This window comes from Bradyrhizobium sp. LLZ17 (assembly GCF_041200145.1).
Taxonomy (GTDB): domain Bacteria; phylum Pseudomonadota; class Alphaproteobacteria; order Rhizobiales; family Xanthobacteraceae; genus Bradyrhizobium.
Window position 1 is genome coordinate 7,185,358 of the sequence record NZ_CP165734.1, and the last position, 17,898, is coordinate 7,203,255.

General features: G+C 56.8%; 13 protein-coding genes, 2 pseudogenes and 1 other annotated feature. Of the genes and pseudogenes, 12 read left to right on the forward strand and 3 right to left on the reverse strand.

Features of this window, described 5'->3' with window-relative positions; genetic code table 11:
• The first annotated feature begins 26 nt into the window (after positions 1-26).
• The 8 genes from AB8Z38_RS34340 (at position 27) to AB8Z38_RS34375 (ending at position 9,041) form a co-directional block, all read left to right on the forward strand.
• Positions 27-809, forward strand: coding sequence for an FkbM family methyltransferase (locus AB8Z38_RS34340; protein WP_369721972.1), 783 nt, complete (start codon positions 27-29; stop codon positions 807-809).
• 408 nt (positions 810-1,217) lie between these two features.
• A complete protein-coding gene (gene asnB, locus AB8Z38_RS34345) occupies positions 1,218-2,630 on the forward strand; it encodes an asparagine synthase (glutamine-hydrolyzing) (RefSeq protein ID WP_369721973.1) in 1,413 nt (470 codons plus the stop codon).
• A gap of 101 nt (positions 2,631-2,731) precedes the next feature.
• Positions 2,732-3,202, forward strand: coding sequence for an asparagine synthase-related protein (locus AB8Z38_RS34350; RefSeq protein ID WP_369721974.1), 471 nt, complete (start codon positions 2,732-2,734; stop codon positions 3,200-3,202).
• A 39-nt stretch (positions 3,203-3,241) separates the two neighbouring features.
• Complete coding sequence (locus AB8Z38_RS34355; protein WP_369721975.1) at positions 3,242-4,420, forward strand: glycosyltransferase family 4 protein; 1,179 nt, start codon at positions 3,242-3,244, stop codon at positions 4,418-4,420.
• 184 nt (positions 4,421-4,604) lie between these two features.
• Positions 4,605-6,014 (forward strand): O-antigen ligase family protein, encoded by a 1,410-nt coding sequence (locus AB8Z38_RS34360; protein WP_369721976.1) that lies wholly within the window; start codon positions 4,605-4,607, stop codon positions 6,012-6,014.
• Positions 6,015-6,401: 387 nt separating this feature from the next.
• Complete coding sequence (locus AB8Z38_RS34365) at positions 6,402-7,070, forward strand: hypothetical protein (RefSeq protein ID WP_369721977.1); 669 nt, start codon at positions 6,402-6,404, stop codon at positions 7,068-7,070.
• An 8-nt stretch (positions 7,071-7,078) separates the two neighbouring features.
• Positions 7,079-7,987 (forward strand): hypothetical protein, encoded by a 909-nt coding sequence (locus AB8Z38_RS34370; RefSeq protein ID WP_369721978.1) that lies wholly within the window; start codon positions 7,079-7,081, stop codon positions 7,985-7,987.
• A 235-nt stretch (positions 7,988-8,222) separates the two neighbouring features.
• A complete protein-coding gene (locus AB8Z38_RS34375; protein WP_369721979.1) occupies positions 8,223-9,041 on the forward strand; it encodes a class I SAM-dependent methyltransferase in 819 nt (272 codons plus the stop codon).
• Between the two features lie 337 nt (positions 9,042-9,378).
• On the opposite strand, the gene AB8Z38_RS34380 is transcribed toward AB8Z38_RS34375, so the two are convergent.
• Entirely contained in the window at positions 9,379-10,296 is a 918-nt protein-coding gene (locus AB8Z38_RS34380) for a glycosyltransferase family 2 protein (RefSeq protein ID WP_369721980.1), read from the reverse strand.
• Between the two features lie 441 nt (positions 10,297-10,737).
• Between AB8Z38_RS34380 and AB8Z38_RS34385 the strand changes: the two genes are divergently transcribed.
• The 3 genes and pseudogenes from AB8Z38_RS34385 to AB8Z38_RS34395 all read left to right on the forward strand — a co-directional run.
• A complete protein-coding gene (locus AB8Z38_RS34385) occupies positions 10,738-11,337 on the forward strand; it encodes a hypothetical protein (RefSeq protein WP_369721981.1) in 600 nt (199 codons plus the stop codon).
• Between the two features lie 95 nt (positions 11,338-11,432).
• Positions 11,433-12,650: pseudogene (locus tag AB8Z38_RS34390) on the forward strand (IS3 family transposase).
• Positions 11,703-11,819: a sequence feature (AL1L pseudoknot), on the forward strand. It overlaps the preceding pseudogene by 117 nt.
• 99 nt (positions 12,651-12,749) lie before the next feature.
• Positions 12,750-13,245: pseudogene (locus AB8Z38_RS34395) on the forward strand (hypothetical protein); the annotation flags it as partial.
• 64 nt (positions 13,246-13,309) lie between these two features.
• Here the strand turns inward: AB8Z38_RS34395 and AB8Z38_RS34400 are convergent.
• Both AB8Z38_RS34400 and AB8Z38_RS34405 read right to left on the reverse strand, forming a co-directional pair.
• Entirely contained in the window at positions 13,310-14,416 is a 1,107-nt protein-coding gene (locus tag AB8Z38_RS34400; RefSeq protein WP_369721982.1) for a hypothetical protein, read from the reverse strand.
• 1,066 nt (positions 14,417-15,482) lie between these two features.
• Positions 15,483-16,376, reverse strand: coding sequence for a LuxR C-terminal-related transcriptional regulator (locus AB8Z38_RS34405; protein WP_369721983.1), 894 nt, complete (start codon positions 16,374-16,376; stop codon positions 15,483-15,485).
• Between the two features lie 742 nt (positions 16,377-17,118).
• On the opposite strand from AB8Z38_RS34405, the gene AB8Z38_RS34410 reads away from it, so the two are divergent.
• Entirely contained in the window at positions 17,119-17,697 is a 579-nt protein-coding gene (locus tag AB8Z38_RS34410; protein ID WP_369721984.1) for a LuxR C-terminal-related transcriptional regulator, read from the forward strand.
• The last annotated feature ends 201 nt before the right edge of the window (positions 17,698-17,898 follow it).

A 17,898-nucleotide genomic window follows, 5' to 3' on the forward strand; every position in this document is an offset into this window, starting at 1 on the left:
CAGACCTAGTCAGGCAGGCGCGTGGTATGGTCCATGTCATCAGACGAACACGCTCGTGGACCTGCCTGCGCCTCTTCTGGTTGGGCGAGCGCAAGCCTCGCCGCGTCCCCGGCGCGTTTCGCTTTCCCTTCGGGCCGGTGCGCTATATGGACGCCCGGGTGATGCTGTCGCTCTATCGTGAGATTTTTCTGGACGGTGGCTATGAGGTCGACGGATTAGGCGACGCGCCCGTGATCCTTGATTGCGGGGGGAACATTGGCATGAGTGTGATCTGGTTCAAGCAGCGCTATCCGCGTGCCCGCATCACCGTCTTTGAGGCCGACCCGCAAACCGCCGACCTTCTGGAAGAGAATGTGCTCGCACTGGGCCTCACCTCGGTCACGGTGGTTCGCGCCGCCGTCAGCGATGCCGCTGGCAAGGTATCGTTTGTACCTGAGGGATCCCTGGGCGGTCATGTCGGGGATGGGGCAGGGGTGGTGGTGGACGCGGTGCGTTTAAGTGACCTGATTACCGAGCCGGTGGATTATCTCAAGGTCGACATTGAGGGCAGCGAATTTGGCGTGCTCAAAGATCTGTGTGCCACAGGCAAAATAGGATTGGTCAAATATCTTGCGTGCGAATTGCACGGCACTCCTGCTGTGCAAGACCAGGTTGCGGAACTGTGGACGGCGCTTTCAAAAGCGGGCTTCCGCATCACGGTTAGAGAGGCGAGGGTGTGTGAAGATCTGCCAGGGCCACCCATGCCAACGCCGTTTTTGGCGGCGCCGAGCGCCAAATATCTCGTCTGGCTCTATGCCTGGCCTGTGTAGGGATTCGGACCGCATCTTGCCGTGAGCGAAGAGGACGTCGTTCAGCTTCATCGGGATGGTGACACGTGACTGCAACCCCTCTAGTGAACTCGCCGAACTGCTCAACCGCGCTTCACGTCTTAGGAACTTTGAAAATGCCGACGCTGGACACGAACTCAGCCGCCTGGTCGACACAGATCCGTCCAGGCGGAGAACCAGTTCCCTCGCTCGGCGGATCCAGAGCTCTCCATGCCTTCCCGGCTTAGCGTTTTCCCCACTTTTGCGATCTGCTGGTCTGGGCTTTTCCTGTGATCGAGAATGGGTAATCCGAAAGGGTCGAGCCCGGACCGGTTCAAAATACTAGACTGCTAAGGTCTGACTTTGGATGCCGTGCGTTGACGTCCGCTCATCAGGGAGCCCTTTTCAAGCATGTGCGGAATTTCCGGTATTTGGGAGCGCAGTGGTTGCTCCCTGCAAGATCTGAAAAGGCGGGCGTCTGCAATGACGCAAACCTTGAGTCACCGCGGGCCGGACGACAGCGGAGTGTGGTTGAGTGAGCAAGCCGGAATTGCCTTCGGGCAGCGTCGCCTGGCAATTATCGACTTGTCCTCGATGGGACATCAACCAATGGTCTCGGCCAACGGCCGTTATACAATTACGTTCAACGGTGAAGTATATAATTTCCGAGAACTGAAGGCCGAATTGGAGCGTTGCGGAGTTCAGTTTCGTGGGCATTCAGATACCGAAGTTATTGTCGAAGGATTCGCTCAATGGGGCGTCAAATCGACCATCGCCCGCTTGAACGGGATGTTCGCAATTGCAGCGTGGGACGCCGGAGAGCGTCAACTGTTCCTAGCTCGTGATCGAATGGGCGAAAAGCCGCTTTATTGGGCGGTTTTCGATGGACTAGTTTTGTTCGGATCAGAATTGAAGGCGCTGCGCGCTCATCCCGGTTGGAAACCAAGTCTCAATCGTGGAGCGATCGCCGCCTTTCTTCGGCACGGTTATGTGCCAGGTCCATTCACGATCTATGAGGGTGTCTACAAAGTGCCGCCCGCCGGGCTCGTCAAAATTGCGAGCGGCGGCGGTCCCGATCTGGGCGCGTACTGGGATCTGGCCGGTGTTGTTTCGCAGGGGCAACGCAATACATTGCGAGCCGACGAAGAGGGACTGGTCGATGAGCTTGAGGCGTTGCTGCATGATGCCGTATCGCGCCGCATGATAGCGGACGTTCCGCTTGGCGCCTTTCTGTCGGGCGGCTACGACTCGTCAACTGTCGTCGCACTGATGCAGAAAGCGTCTCCTACACCGGTCAGGACGTTTACCATCAGCTTTGAGAACCCGGAATTTGACGAAGCGAAATACGCCGAGGCTGTCGCGCGACATCTTGGGACCGACCACACAACGTTTCCCGTTAGCGGCGCTGACGCTCTCGATGTGGTGCCGAAGCTGGCCGAGATGTATGATGAGCCATTCGCCGACCCTTCCGAGATCCCGACCCATATTGTATCCGCTTTGACGAGAAAACGCGTCAAAGTGGCTCTGTCGGGAGATGGTGGAGACGAATTGTTTTCCGGGTACAACCGGTATCAATGGACGCAGAACGTTTGGCGACAAAGTGCGAAGATGCCGCTTGCGTTTCGCCGCCTCGCGTCTTCAAGCATTCGCGCAGTGCCGCCTAGCGCCTTCGATAGGATAGCGCGATGTGTACCATACTTTCGGCGCGTGCCACGGGTCGGCCAAAAGGCGCATCGGTTGGCGCAGATCCTTTCATTGCCATCGATCGATTCCTGTACCATCAAGTTATTGCCTCGCACCACCCGACCCCAGACAGTCTTGTAAAGGGGGCACAAGAGGTGCGGACGGCCTGCTGGGGTCAAAACCTCGAGGCCCTCTTGCCAAATCCGGTGGACCGTATGCGCTACCTGGATATGTGCACGTACTTGCCCGATGACATCCTGACCAAGGTTGATCGAGCCTCTATGGCTGTCGCTCTTGAGGTGCGTGTTCCGCTTCTCGACCATCGCGTGGTTGAATGGGTCTGGAAGCTGCCGGCGTCTCAGAACGCGCGTGCCCGGCGCCCCAAACATTTGCTCCGGCGTGTTCTTGCCCGCCATGTGCCCGATCATTTGGTCGAGCGCCCGAAAATGGGGTTTGGGGTTCCGCTCGCGGATTGGTTGCGCGGTCCGTTACGGAATTGGGCGGAAGACCTGATGAGCGAGGCTTGCCTGAGCGCCGGTGATATTTTTGACGTCGAGGGCATTCGCTCGCTCTGGACCGAATTCTTGAGCGGAGACAGCGAGCGGCAGTTCCTCATTTGGAATGTTCTAATGTTTCAGGCGTGGCATCGTCGGTGGGGCGAGGCGCCGGTGGCGGACACCGCAACAAGACGCGTGGCTCCGCTTTTGAATTGAAGATTTGGCGATGCGGTCCCACTAGGCTCGGGGTGTCAGGTGCGTATTCTCTCGATAGATTTTTCCATTCCCTATCTATTGAAGGATGACAGCTATCCAATCGGTGGCTGGGCCGTCCAACTTTCAATATGGCTTCGCGCGCTTGAAAAGGCCGGTCACGAAGCCGCTCTTCTTACCTGGAAGGGTGCTTCGGCTCATGTAGGTTCGAGCCAGCAAATCAAGCTCATTGAAACCTATGATCCCGCGCACGGGGTGCGGGTCGCGAAGTATTTCTACTCATATGTCCCAAAAGTATTGGCGGCCGCCCGCGCCTATCATCCAGATGTTATGATCCAAGGCGCAAGTGCGGTCCATACCGCCATTATGGCTTTCGTCGCCGGCCGATTAGGGATTCCGTTCGTTCACCGCATTGTCAACGACGTAAACGTCGATGAACGATGGAAAACTGGTCTTCGATCTTATGAATGGCTCGCTTATTCCTGGGCTCGGCATCGAACAGCCGCGTTTCTCTGTCAAAACGAGTATCAACGCGCAAAGTTGGCAGCGCTTTTTCCAGGTAAGCCCATACACGTCATTCATAACGCCGTTGTCGTAGCAGAAGACGCGCCCCCTCCTTTGCCGCGCGCAGAACGACGATATGTCGGCTGGCTCGGTGTCTTCCGCAATGGAAAGAACCTGCCATTGTTGTTGCGAATCGCCCAGGAATTTCCGGCCATCAAATTCCGCGTGGCGGGGATGCCGGAGCGAGATGCTGATCAACCCTCGCTGGACGCCGTGAATGGCCTGCGCCATCTGCCAAACGTGGAAATGGTTGGCCATGTCCGGCGGGCAGACGTTCAAAAATTGCTATCAGAAGCGACGATGCTTCTCTGCACATCGGATTTCGAGGGCTTCTCGAACGTGTTCCTGGAGGCTCTCGCCGTGGGCACACCTGTCGTGACGCGTCGGCAAGTCGATCCGGATCTGATCGTCGCGCGTCATTCCCTTGGCGCGTCGGCTGAGGACGAGTCGGCGCTTTCAAAATCCGTGAAGGCATTCTGGGACATGGACGAGAATGAATACGACGTGGTCGCCCGACGATGTCAGATCTATGTTAAGGCCAATCACTCGCCGACGGCAAAGGCTCGCGAGTTAATTGCGGCCTTGACGCCTCTTGTCCCTAAGTCAAAACGCACAGGGCAACCACTTTGTGACCCACTCGAAGTGGACGCCATTTGAACGAAATGTTCCCACGAGCAACGAAGAATGTCCTTCAGCACGCCAACCGACTTCGACAACAGCGTATTGCAGCCGTGATGCTCCAACAACGACATGCAGACGGGAGGACAAGAATGGTGATGGTTCTGCGCCGGCGAGACGAGATGTCGAGAGTTCATTCGACTGTGAGATCCGTAGGCCCACAATGAGCGCATCTTTGACCCATAACGGACGGGCGCCTTATCATCTCACGTTGCCGCGTTCGGTCGCGCAAGCTGGAACATTTTTCTTTCTGTTGTTTGTGTTCATGTGGCCCTTCCAACGCGCACCATTTCTGGCGGACAATTTGTTCGGCATCCAAGGGTTTAAACCCTTCAACTTGTTGTCAGCCGTAGTCTTGGCTTATCTGCTGTTCGACACTGCGCTCCTACACGCGACCGACAAGATCGAACAAACATCCATCAGAATTTTTTTCCTGTACTTCGCAACTCTTGCCATTGCCCTCATTAGATCAATTCCAAACGCTCCACTTTTGCATAGCCGCGGCCCTGAGTCATTTCCAGAGCCCTACGTTGACTATGTACTATCGTGTTGCATTGTGCCGACGTTTTATATTCTATCCTTCCTGTTTATCCTTAAACGTATGTGCTCCTTTCGGGAGCTCGAGAAGATAACGACGGTGATCTGCCTTTCGATACTATTGCTATCAATCGCCTTTGTCGCGCTCGTGCTGACGAATCCGTCAGTTCTGCTTTCAGGTCACGCGAACGGAATAGCTGATAGCGACCGGGACGAAATGGCCCAGTTGTGCATAGTGTATTTTGGAGCCCATTATAATGTGATTGGAAGCTTGTTCATTTGTACCGTGCCCTTGTTGCTCTACCGAGCTCTCGCGCGCGGCGGTCTTTGGATCGCACCCCTGTGTCTGTCGCTCCTGGCGGTTCTTCTCCTCGAGTCACGAACCGCGCTTCTCACAGTAGCAGCTTCGTGTTCCCTATTTCTGATCTTGCGGCGCAGCTTTGTCATCTTAGTTCTTGGTGCTGCGGCGGCTGGGCTCACATCGCTCATCTGGATCGGACCAACCGTTCAAGCTCTTCTTTCGATCGGGTTTGATAGTAGTTCCGGCGTTTCGGCCGATGCCTTGTTCACGGGGCGTGTTGATTCCATTTGGGCTCCGCTGCTGGAGGAATGGACGAGCGATACCCGCCTGTTCCTGTTTGGCGCTGGTCGCTACGGAATACAGACGAGCCAACTTTGGGACTCTGGAGCCATGATAAGAGTCGGCCATGCGCACAATGCAATTATCAACTTCTTTCTCGACTGCGGGGTGATTCTAACCGGTGTGCTTCTAGTTTTTCTTTGCGTTGGAGCAGCTACCGCCTGGCGAGTTGGGCGAAGGTTGAATAGTGACCTTTATTGGGCTCTGTTCGCGAGCATGGTTGGTTGTGGGATTAGTATGGCGACTGGGCGTGACATCCTTCCAACAATTGAAAACATGTATGTATTTCCGATCATTGCGATGATGATCAACGTGGCGCGGCTGCGCTATCGGAACGCCTATTCACACTCGGTCCAGTCCGACAAAATTGTCCGACGTGACGCTTCAAAAGCCTAAAGAAATCGTTGCGAAGCAAGCATGCACTCACGCAGGATAGTGTTCGAGCTGGTCATTTGCCCCAGTGTACCGCTCCAGCGAAAGCGGCGCCACCGCTTACGTTCCAGTGAAGGCCGCCTTGCGGAGTGTGACGTTGAGTGAAGACATGGGCCTATGACTGACCACGCGCCTATGGCGACTCGCCCGCCACGGCTTCAAACCGGCAAATTTGACGGTCGCCAGCGGACACTCGATCCTTGCGGGAAAAAGCGTGGCAGAGACCTTTGTGGAGAGAATCTGAGGTATCTCTGAAGGGCAATGGCGAGCAGCGAAGCGAGAGCCCATACTGGGAGTACTGCCAACGGCTGCCCACCCTACAGCTTTGGTTCGATGTGAGGAGCAGTCTAGATGTTGTCTAGTCGCTTGGCACCCCCTTCAGATCTTGGCAAGCAGTCCATTCTTTGGCTTGCTGGACTAGCTGCTGCGCTCGTTTACTTGAACTTACATCCGGTGTCCCTGCTTATGCCCGACTCGCCGGGTTACATCTATTTTGATGCAAGCCGGCCGGTCGGTTATCCTTTCTTTCTTGCCGTTAATAAACTTTTTGCTGGTAGCTACGAATTCGTCGGCCCAGTACAGATTGTCATGCTGGCCCTGAGTTCGGCTCTGGTCGGTTCGGTCGTTGCTCACACGACCCAGCGTTGGACCATAGCCGTCGTTCTTGAAATCGGATTGCTGGCCTATCCGGCGCTCTTCAAGTCGGCCAGTGCGATCGGTTCCGATCCCCTCTCGATATGTCTCTATCTATGGTTCATCGCTTCGCTGTTCTGGTTCGGTGCTCGCCCGTCGTTACGTCGATATTTGCCACTTTGCCTGATCGTCTTCCTCGGTATCACGGTCCGGCCGGTCAGCATTGCAATGGTTCCGGGCGCGCTCGCAGCGGGACTCTATTTTCTTGGCCTCAAATCAGCAATCCGGTCCTCGGGGCCGATTCTCGCGGCGGCCATCCTGGGCATCTGCATTACCCCAGCAGCGAACTTTTTTTACACGGGAGCACTAGGTCCTCCACGCCGCTAGTGCAGGGCTTGTTTGGCAAAGCAATTTTGGGCACGCCACCGGAGCCATCGGTAGCGGATGATGCCGAATTGACCTTTGTTACACAGTCCGTCTTGCCGCTCTACAATTATATTGAAAATGCGCCGCCAGAATTTCGTGATCTTTTGCGGATGAGTATTGACGCAGTTTTGCGCTTCGGTGTGATCTTCCCTACTCTGGTCGAGCGACATCGGCTTCAGCGTGGCGACGAGCTTGATCCTATTCTACTGAGATATACCCGCGTGCATATTAGACGCCATCCTCTATATTTTCTCAGACAGATCGCTCGGGACTACTTCAATTTAGCGAGGAATTATACGTTTTTAACTCGTTATCAGCGTGATAAATATCAGGAATTCCTGGAACACAACCCTCCGCCGCTTCCAGCGCTGGTTCCCGATCCAACGGACTATAATAAGCGCCTTCTCCCAACGGCTATCGCGGAGATGCGTAGCAACAGCTCATACTTTCCCGGCGACGCTGAGAAGATGAAAATCGAGGCACCCGAGGCTCGACCCATGGTGCTGATTTTGGCGATCGATGCCATCCAGGTCTTGGCGGTAGCTATTTCCTTGGGAAGCTTGCTTTTGCTGCCGATTCTGGCGTTCAAAAAGCGGGTCGAGTCAGTGTGGGCGATTATCGGAATCGCCTCGGTGACGATCCAGATCAACATGTTGGCCGTTGCGCTGTGCCAATTCGCTGAGCCACGATACATGTACCCGATTTGGCCGCTGCTGTGGCTGGTGCTTGTCTTAACTGGTTGGAAGCTTTGGTCGATCGCCACCAGTTCGCGAATCGCCAGTGGTTCGACGTTTGACGAGCTTTTCGTGTTCGGATCCCGAGCGGGACATGCAGTTCCGGAGTTAAGGCATGCTGCGGCGGCCACTGCTATAGATTGAATTAGAGCGGCGAAAGCGATGCACTCTGCGAGGGAAGGGCGCAAGGTCTGAACAGACTTCTGGGTGACTTGCCCCTGGCAGTTACTTCGTCACTCACGGGAGCAACCGCGGTTACAACCTCTCTTGCTTGAGCGCTCGAGCGCTCCGTGGGGGTACGCCTTAATGGCAGTAGCCCGATCTGTCGTTGTTCGCGAGCATGGGCATCATGAGGCGCCGAACGCCGGGAGGCTAGACCATGGCCCATGACCACCTTCTCGGTAACGGCGTGTTTGACGAATTAGCAGACAGGTTGCGTCGGACGCGCCTATTCACGGCTTGCATCAACATTGCGCGCCGGACCTTGCCGGCGCCGATCCTGACCTGGGTGCGTTCGCAGATGGTCCGCAATCTGCGTGGCGGACCGCGCGAGGTCTTTACCGAAATCCACCGGCGCAATATCTGGGGCTATCAGGAGACGGTCTCTGGCGGCTCGTCGACGCTGCACTACACCCACAAGCTGCGCCAGCGCCTGCCTGGACTGATCGGCGATCTCAAGATCCGCACCCTGCTCGATCTGCCCTGCGGCGACTTCCATTGGATGTCCGAGATCGAGCTTCCCGTTGCTCACTACATCGGGGGCGACATCGTTCCGCGCCTGGTGCAGAACACGCGGATCCAGTATGGCCGGCCCGATCGCGAGTTTCGCACGGTCGACCTCTGCAACGATCGACTGCCGGACGCCGACCTGCTGCTGTGCCGCGACTGCTTCATCCACCTCTCCGAGGAGATGATCTTTCTTGCGATCGACAACATCCTCCGCTCGAAGATCAGATATCTCCTGACCACCACCTATCCCGACGGGCGCAACCGCGTCATCCACGTTGGTGACTTCTTCACCGTGAATTTGTGCGCGCCACCCTACAATTTCCCGTCGCCGCTCCGGGTGCTCGACGACTGGGTGCCGCCGTTCGACCGGCGGCAGCTCGGGCTGTGGCAGATCGAAAGCCTGCGCCAGCATCGCCCGAATGCGGCGCTGGTCCGGCAGCCGACGGCCACGGTGAGCGCCGGCGCTTGACTGCTATTGGTCTCTCGGGCTGCTAGTCGGCGAGAGGCAACTACCGAAATGCGGATCGAGTGGATCGAAGCGCGAGTTCTGCCGGATCTCGAGCAGTGCAGCGCAATTCAGCGATGACACTCAGCTGCGTTACGATCATGCCGGTGGCGACACAGAACTCGGCCTCCGGGCCATTCTCTTTCTCGAGCCAATCAAGAGCTCGAGCAGTGCAGCGTCGCTGGAATGCCCGCATCCGCCAGTAACGAATTTGCTTTCGCCCCCATGCCCCCGTCGTGTAGAGGTCAACGACGTACGATGCCGTAGTCACGGCAATGGCCTTAACGCAGCGCCCTTCGGTTCACCGCTTCTTCCAAACCGGAACAAAGCTAAGATAGGCAAGCCGTTTTGCCTCCTGCCGCGCCGTTGCTATGACGTCCAGAATTAGCCCTGCAAACCAACTTAGCAGTCCTACGATGACCATTCCGACCACGAGTACCGCCGTCGGAATACGCGGCACCAAGCCGGTTTCGATGTACGTCTCGACCAGAGGAACCGACAGCAAAACCGCAGAAATGATCAAGCCAAATCCGACAGCGCCGAAAAACTGAAGAGGATGCTCGTTTTTTACCAGTGTGGCGATCAACAGTAAAATTCGAAATCCATCTCGGTAGGTACTTAGTTTGCTTGTAGACCCCGCGGCTCGCTCTCTGTAAGCCGCTACTTCTTCCGCGCATGGCATGCGAAGCTCAAGGGCATGGACCGTTAGCTCGGTTTCGATCTCGAACCCTCGCGACATTGCTGGAAAGGATTTCACAAACCGTCGCGAGAACACTTTGTAGCCGGATAGCATGTCTCGAAACTGGCGACCAAAAATACTCTCGACAAGACCACTCAGTATTCTGTTGCCGAGCCGGTGCCCTCGTCGGTAAGCCTCGATTTCCTCAGATGCTCGCGCGACGTTCAAGAAATCCAGTTCTTCATCAATGAGACGCTTGATCAGTCTCGGAGCGGCTTCCGCATCATAGGTAGCATCTCCATCAACTAGCACGTAGACGTCAGCATCTACGTCTGCGAACATGCGCCGGACGACATTCCCTTTACCCTGGCGGCTCTCCTGCTTAACCACCGCCCCGGCCGCTGCTGCAACCTCTCTCGTATTATCGACTGAGTTGTTATCGTATACATAGATTTTGGCGCTTGGAATCGCACTTCGAAACATTTCTACTGTCGCGCCAACGGATACCTCTTCATTGTAGCACGGGATGAGAACAGCCAACCGGAGTTCATGAAGTTCATCAAGGCTCTGCGAACGGTCCAAGTTCAGGACTGGTCGAACGATATCCGGGCGCTCGCCTCGCAGACTGGGATTACCTTGCCGAAGCGGGAGAGACTGAAGATCCATTCGATTGCTCATCAGGAGACACTCGGTTGCGCTTGCGTCGCAATCGGTAAATTCTAGCGCAATTGACGCGGAATGGCCTCCTTCCAAACGGAGTAATCCCTCCGGCAATTAGATTGGGCTGACTGTTGCAGGTTACGATTGCAACAACTTGGAGTAACTGACAGCTGCATCCGGAAAACGCTTCGCTCCGGCGACGCGGGGCGCCTTGGCTCACTCCAGTTCATTGCCTTTAACGTAATCGCGTGCGAGCATGCCCCGCCTGAAAAACCCTGGGCCGAGGCGCAGAAGATGCGACCTGGATCTGAAGAATGGTGGATGGGCACGGCGTTTGGAGCCAATCTGTTTTTGGCGGCCATCATACTTGCGACTAATGGCTTCGGCGTTCACGGCACTTCAGTGGGGCTCGACGCCACGGCGCGCGTAGCTTTTCTTCTGTTCTGGTCGGCTTATTCCGGAGGGGCGTTGACGACCCTTTTTGGTGCGGCTTTTCTACCGCTGAAGCAACACGGGCGGGAGCTTGGCCTCGCTTTCGCGGCCGCGCTCCTGGTTCATCTCGCTCTAGTCAGCTGGCTTTGCTGGATCGGCTCGGCCCCGTCAATTGGCGTATTCCTCTTTTTCGGACCTGTCGCGGCCCTCACATACAGTCTCGCACTCTTATCGTTTGGAAACCTACACACCGTCCTTGGCCCGAAGCTGTGGCAGGCGTTACGGACGATCGGGATGAATGTCATCCTCTATGCTTTTCTCAAGGATCTCATGCAAAATCCGTTGCATCGCGGGATCTGGCATCTGGTTGAGTATCTGCCCTTTACCACAATGGCTATCGCAGCTCCTTTGCTGAAGCTCGCCGCATGGAGCTTGCGCCGGCGAGAAACAAGATTCAACTTGCATTCAGGGCATTGCGATCCTCGTTAAGCTTAAAACGCAGCACGCAACAAGAACTCGTCTGCCGAAGCATAGTGAACCGCCCCGGGTTTGCCGGAGGCTCCAACTCCTGAGAGGATGGAGCCATGACGAGCAAGACGACGAACAAGTTTTCACCCGAGGTCCGGACCCGAGCGGTTCGGATGGTTCTGGATCACGCCAGCGAGCACCCGTCGCGCTGGGGCAGTGACGTCGATCGCGGCCAAGATCGGCTGCACGCCGCAGACGCTGCATGACTGGGTCAAGAAGGCCGAGGTCGACAGCGGGCAGCGGGCTGGCGTTCCGACCGACACGGCCGCGCTCGAACGAGAGAACCGCGAGCTTCGGCAGGCCAATGAGATCCTGCGCAAGGCAAGCGCCTATTTTGCGATAGCGGAGCTCGACCGCCGGTCCAAGCCATGATCGCCTTTATCGACGATCATCGTGGGGCGCATGGGGTCGAGCCGATCTGCAAGGTCTTGCCGATCGCCCCCTCGACCTACCACGCCCATGTGGCCAAGCGGCGCGATCCCGCCAAGCGGTCGGCGCGCGCCAGGCAGGCCGCCGCGCTGAAGATCGAGGTTCGGCGCGTCTTCGATCAGAACTTCTCCGTCTATGGCGTGCGCAAGGTCTGGCGCCAGCTCAAGCGCGAAGGCTTCGATGTTGCCGGTTGCACGGTGTCGCGACTGATGCGGGACATGGGCTTGCAAGGGGTAATCCGCGGCAAACCCATCAAGACCACGATCAGCGACAAGGCCGCGCCATGCCCGCTGGATCACGTCAACCGCCAGTTCAAGGCGCCAAGGCCGAACGTTCTCTGGCTCTCCGACTTCACCTATGTCGCGACCTGGACCGGCTTCGTCTACGTCGCCTTCGTCATCGACGCCTATGCCCGCAGGATCGTGGGCTGGCGGGCCTCGCGCACGGCGGATGCAGGCTTCGTGCTCGATGCGCTGGAGCAGGCATTACACAATCGGCGGCCGGTCCGTCGTGGCGGGCTCGTGCACCACAGCGACAGGGGCAGCCAATACGTATCCATTAAGTACACCGAGCGCCTGGCTGAAGCTGGCGTGGAGCCTTCTGTCGGCAGCGTCAGAGATTCCTACGACAACGCTCTCGCCGAAACCATCAACGGCCTCTACAAGGCTGAGGTGATCCATCGGCGCGGGCCATGGCGAAACTTCGAGGCCGTCGAGTTCGCGACCCTGGAATGGGTCGACTGGTTCAACAACCGGCGGCTCCTGGTGCCCATCGGCAACATCCCGCCGGCCGAAGCTGAGCAACGCTACTACGCCATGCTGGAATACCCCGCCATGGCGGCTTAACTTAAACCAAATGGCCTCCGGCAAACCCGGGGCGGTTCATAATGGCATTGCAGCACTTGGTGTAGATCAAGCACCGAAAACCCAACTACTCCGTCTCGCATAACTCTCAATGCGCAAGACACACACAAAGAGCTTCCGACCGATATTCGACGCGCTGCAGGTGCTGGTAGCCGCGACGCGCGCGGCGCGCGACGCTGCGATCGTAAGGTGCGGCGCTGCGATCGCCGCGCGCGACCATGCGCTGTCGCAGATGGATCGGTTGCGCCACCTCTTGCGGCACTGCAAAGCGCAGTTCAGCCGCTGCTCGGAGAAGCTCGATCGGAACGACTCCTGTTGGCGATCGAGGACATCGAGCAGACCCTTGCGGGAACCACGCGACTGGACAGGAAGGATCCTGGGGCATCGGCTGCTCTATCGGCAGGCCCGGATACCCGTGCAGGGCATCGACATCGAGCGCCGGTGCTTGCGTTCTGGGTCGGATTTGCAGCCGCAGAGCGTCATCCCTCTGCTGCGGCTACGCGAGATCATCCTGATCGCGGGCAAGATCGTGGTCGACAAGATCAGGACACCGGTGCTGGATCCCGCACCAAGAAGGGCTTCTTTTTGAGCGATCATGTGGCGGCGCGGCGGAGGCCGATCGTCGGTGAAGAGGGCTGTCTTCACCCCGAACTCGGGAGGCGCACTGGCTTTGTCCTTGCCGATGCGTCAAATTGATGATCAGGTCGAATCCCGTCCGGAAGAGGTCGCTCGATCCTGCCATCCTCCGCGCTTGGACCGGCTTTCTGTCCAATGGTGCGGAAACGTTCAGATAGATCGCGCAGCATTCCTGCAGCAAGTCCAAGAAGCAGGCTTCCAACGATCGCTATACCAAGCACGATTCTAGGTTTTGGCCAGCTTGCCCTCAAAGGGGACGACGCCCCGGTGACGAGACTCGCGTCAAACACCGGCGAGGATTGTTGTTGCGTCGCTTCTGCCTTACGCACCACGTGGCGAAAACTATCATAAGCGGTTTTTGATGATTCAGCAGCAGCGGCCAATTTATCTCGAGTATCAGCGGCATCAGCTGTATCTTTCGTCTTGTTCCTATCGTAGTCCTTCAAGGCTGTTTCCGCGGCCAATGCTTGAGTGTTCAACTCGTTCAGTCGATCCGCAACCCATTTCTCGTCTTGTAGGCTTGTCTTGTCCAATTGATGAGTAATGTATTTTTCCGCAACGGCGTTCAGGATCTGCGCCGCCCGTTCCGGATTTCTGGAGTCGAAGGTAATCTCGACAAGATATGTAGGCCCGACACGCTTGGCCGAAAGCTTACGTTCGAACGGTTCAACGGCATAGCGCGCGGCGTTAGCTTCCGTCTTCGGCTTACTCCAGCCGAGCAGTCGGGAAATCATGCCGCTACCTTGGCCAGTTGCAAATTCCGGGTCTTGAGCAAGGCCGAGCTTCTCAATCACGGCATTGGCGATGCTCTCAGACTTTATGATTGCGATCTGACTTTCCACGACCGTCGACACCGCCGCAGCGTCCGCTAAGGTCATTTTCGAGTTTACGATGAGTTCCGCCTTGGCGGTGAACGTCGGTACTACGGCGATGAGGAACAGGACGGCAATGCCAAGACCCGCAACACACGTCACCAGCATGATGGGTAGATGTCGTCGCATGAAGGCCAACACGGCCAGCACTTCTGCTAGCGAGATGACCGGCCCCGGGCGAAAGTCGGGCGGCATATTGTCACGACCTACCCAATCATCTGTGCTGTTGGTCTGGAGCATTTTAGCATTTCATCGCGGTTTGGAATGGCGTGCGGGCGAATGGTGAGTCGAACTGTAACCTCGCGGCGGTGCGGCTCAATGGACCATCATAGTTACCTATTTTTTGCCGGGCTCAGACTGCGATGGATTTGCAGTTCTCACACGGTCGGCGATTTCGGAAGTCGTCAACGCGGAAATGGAATTATCTAAAACCATGCAGAGTGACTATCAGCAGGAAATGCGTTCCTCCAGAGCGGTATCCGAATTGGCGCGTAAGTAAGGCTCATGCTGCCATTGATTTGGCGCGCGTACGGCGCCCAACGTTGCGTCTTGAACCGCGATGTCGTTGCCGAGCGAGGTGAAGTTATAGATCTGACCGTCAAAGCGAATAATCCTGGGGCCCCCGCCGATGCAGACGCGCTGATGGCGCGCGCAGCGTCACAGCTCGCCACTCACTGTGGGAGGCGTGGTGACAGCGGCCAACCATCATGGTTCCAAGCGAGAGCCGGCTCGAGAGATCGAGGCCATGGTCTCAAGCCGCGACGTCGGCTTTGTATTCCGACAGAAGGCGGAGTTGGAGATCGATACGTTCAACTTCACCCCGCTATGGCCTCGATGCGCTAGCGCCGCGCGACGCCATTTACGGTGAACAGGCCACGACGAATCGACCGCAGATCGCGCGCGGGAAGTCAGCAGCGAGCCGAAGGACAGGAGCTGGAACATGCTGCGCACATTCGCTCGAGCGCATGCACATGCACATGCAAGGGAGGACAAGTGAAGCTCGGCCCGGGTATGGCGGTGACGGCCGAGGTCAAGATCGCCGTCAGATCATCGACTACCTTCTCTCATCGCTGGCGAGATACAGGCAGGAATCGCTACGGGACCGATAAAATCCCGCTCCCCAGGCATCAGCGCTCCGCGTCCTCCTCCCGGGGAGTGTCCGCGCGATCTCTAATCGACACTCATGCAGGAGCAGCAGGGAACATGCTGCCGTCCACCTGGACGTCGCGGAGGTAACGAAAGCGTCGCCGCTCTACTCCGCAATCTGACCGTTCGAGCGACGGCAGCCGTTTCCGAATCCCAGCGTCTACTTGTAGAGCCGTGCCGCCGCGCGAGTCCCTCGGTCCACGCTCTTGCGGAATAGGCCGTCGTTAGGGGGTACCACGACGTGACTAGAGTGGGGAACCAGTGGAGCAGGCTCGTTGAGCTGCCCCATTTCGGAGATCACCTCGAGAGGCTTCGAGATCCCTCTTCCTGCATCGACGACTGTGGGCGCGCGGTCGTTCGCCGCGCGCACCAGCGATCCATGGTTCATTCCCCAGATTGCTGCCTGAGTCCGGTTCTGAACTCGGATCTTGCGCAGGATCGCCTTTACGTGGACCTTCACGGTCGCCTCGGCGATCTTGATCTTTCGGGCAATGCACTTGTTGGAATCGCCTTCGATAAGGCAGGACAGAATTGCCTTTTCTCGCGGAGAGAGCTGCGGCGAGATCGCGTCCTCTGTAGCGGCGAGGATTGCCTGTTCGCATTCGCTGGGATCCGCAGTTTCGCGTTCGCGATTGGCATCAAGGGCGAATGACAGGAATGCAGGCGGGAAGACGGTCTCGCCCATCGTCACGAGCTCGACGGATTTGATGAATGCGTCGCACGAATTAACGTTCACGAAGTAGCCGTTGGCGCCGGCACGAAACGCAGATGCAAGATCAACCGGCCGGTAATTGTCGCATACGATCGCAATGCGCGCGTCCGGATAACGATCCTTCACAAATCCGATTTGCGCTATCGCGAGATTGAAGCCTTCGCCCGAATGGACGATGAGGAACATCAGTTTGTCGGCTTGAAGTGAACTCGGCAATTCCTCGGGGCTCGACGCCGAAACCGGGATATGAAAATTTGCCGCGTGCAGAATTTTAGCGATGCCTTCTCTAATTAAGACGTTCTTTCCAATAAGAACGGTCTCGCAAGACTGCCGCCTCCTCATTTAACCCTCCAGCCAACTACGCAGTGACACAACAGCGATGCAGTTAAACTTATTGGTTTATAATTTCCCGCCGGACGAACGAGCCCGTGTTCGTTTGGTCGTTCTCCGTCGGTTTCTGGTCTTCAGAACTATCGAGGTACCTCGATCGAGATCCTTCTTTCTTGTCTTGCCTATCCTTTCGCTGTGGATTTCGGGAAATCCATGTTGCTTAAGCTTTTATAAATGGTAGACGCGAATTTTAGATTGCCCTATATATCGTTCGTTATAGGAGGTCGCACTGCGTAAGAGCCGTGCCAGACGGTTTCGGCACAATCTGTACGTGAACTAAATGAGCGTGTTCATTTGATGTTGAAAAAATTCAACGTAGTTCGTTACATGAGCAACGTGTGCTCGAACACAGGCGCCTAGGCGAGCCATCGTTGCCTCTATTTTAGGTTGAGTGGCGCTGCTGTTTACCGCGTCCGTCAGCAAGCATTCGCCCAGCGCAGTCTGAGCGCGTGATTCTATTCGTGATTCTATTGAAGTGCAGATTGCTGGCTGACAGTTGGGACGCGAACTGCGTCGGGCGCCGACCATGCTTGTATTAGGAGAAATTTCGGATGATTCTTCTTCAGCAGCTGAAATAGCAGAAGGTGCACGGAGTTTATGGTTGGGGGAGCGACTGGCTTAGGAGCGCCCGATGCGACCTACTAGAGTAGTCATTGCAGACCGGCATCCGGTGGTCTTGCAGGGACTGAGTGACATGCTCGGTGCCGCGGCCGATTTCAATATAGTTGCATCTTGTAGCGACGCCACGAGTTGCATCGAAGCGATCCGGAACTTGGCGCCCGATATCGCGATTGTCGATCCCGCGATGCCTGAGCTTGCCGCCGCGAGAATTCTTTCGGCCGTCCATTCAGAAAATGGATCGACCCATTTGGTGTTTTTCGCCGCGAGTGAACATTGCGAACTGGTACTCGCGGCAACGGCCGTGACCTATAGTATCATCCTGAGAGACACCGATATCAGGTCGCTGGTGCAGTCGTTGCGGCATATCGCCGATAGTCACAGGCTGCTGCCCTCGGCCCCATCCGAGCCGATCGTGTCGCACGAGCAGGGCTCCAACTCGGGGAATGGGCTGACAGCGCTGACCGAACGCGAGCGTCAGATCATGCGTCTGGTTTCGGAAGGATTGTCGAACAAGGAAATCGGGCGGCGCTTGAACATTGTCGACGGCACCATCAAGGTGCACCTTCACAACATCTTTCAAAAGCTTGAAATCAGCAATCGGACGGCCCTCGCAGCTCTCGCCATTTCGCAACAAGATCGCGTGGAACGCTGAGAAGATCTTCACGCACCGCCATTTTTCGTCTTCGCGGGGTAGATGGCGTGAAATTGGAGCCTCGGCTCGGGCCGAAGGCGCTGTCTCAGTCACGATGCGGCAGGGGCACGCCGACACGATTGATCCGAGCAACCTATTTAAGCACCAAAGATGATTTCAAGCGCGGCTCGATCGACGTGGTCGATGCTCGGAAGCTTATTG

Coding starts and splice junctions, on each gene's coding strand:
- AB8Z38_RS34340 (WP_369721972.1), top strand. CDS start 27: ATGGTCCATGTCATCAGACGAACACGCTCGTGGACCTGCCTGCGCCTC.
- asnB (WP_369721973.1), top strand. CDS start 1,218: ATGTGCGGAATTTCCGGTATTTGGGAGCGCAGTGGTTGCTCCCTGCAA.
- AB8Z38_RS34360 (WP_369721976.1), top strand. CDS start 4,605: ATGAGCGCATCTTTGACCCATAACGGACGGGCGCCTTATCATCTCACG.
- AB8Z38_RS34365 (WP_369721977.1), top strand. CDS start 6,402: ATGTTGTCTAGTCGCTTGGCACCCCCTTCAGATCTTGGCAAGCAGTCC.
- AB8Z38_RS34375 (WP_369721979.1), top strand. CDS start 8,223: ATGGCCCATGACCACCTTCTCGGTAACGGCGTGTTTGACGAATTAGCA.
- AB8Z38_RS34385 (WP_369721981.1), top strand. CDS start 10,738: ATGGGCACGGCGTTTGGAGCCAATCTGTTTTTGGCGGCCATCATACTT.
- AB8Z38_RS34400 (WP_369721982.1), bottom strand. CDS start 14,416: ATGCTCCAGACCAACAGCACAGATGATTGGGTAGGTCGTGACAATATG.
- AB8Z38_RS34405 (WP_369721983.1), bottom strand. CDS start 16,376: ATGAGGAGGCGGCAGTCTTGCGAGACCGTTCTTATTGGAAAGAACGTC.
- AB8Z38_RS34410 (WP_369721984.1), top strand. CDS start 17,119: ATGCTCGGTGCCGCGGCCGATTTCAATATAGTTGCATCTTGTAGCGAC.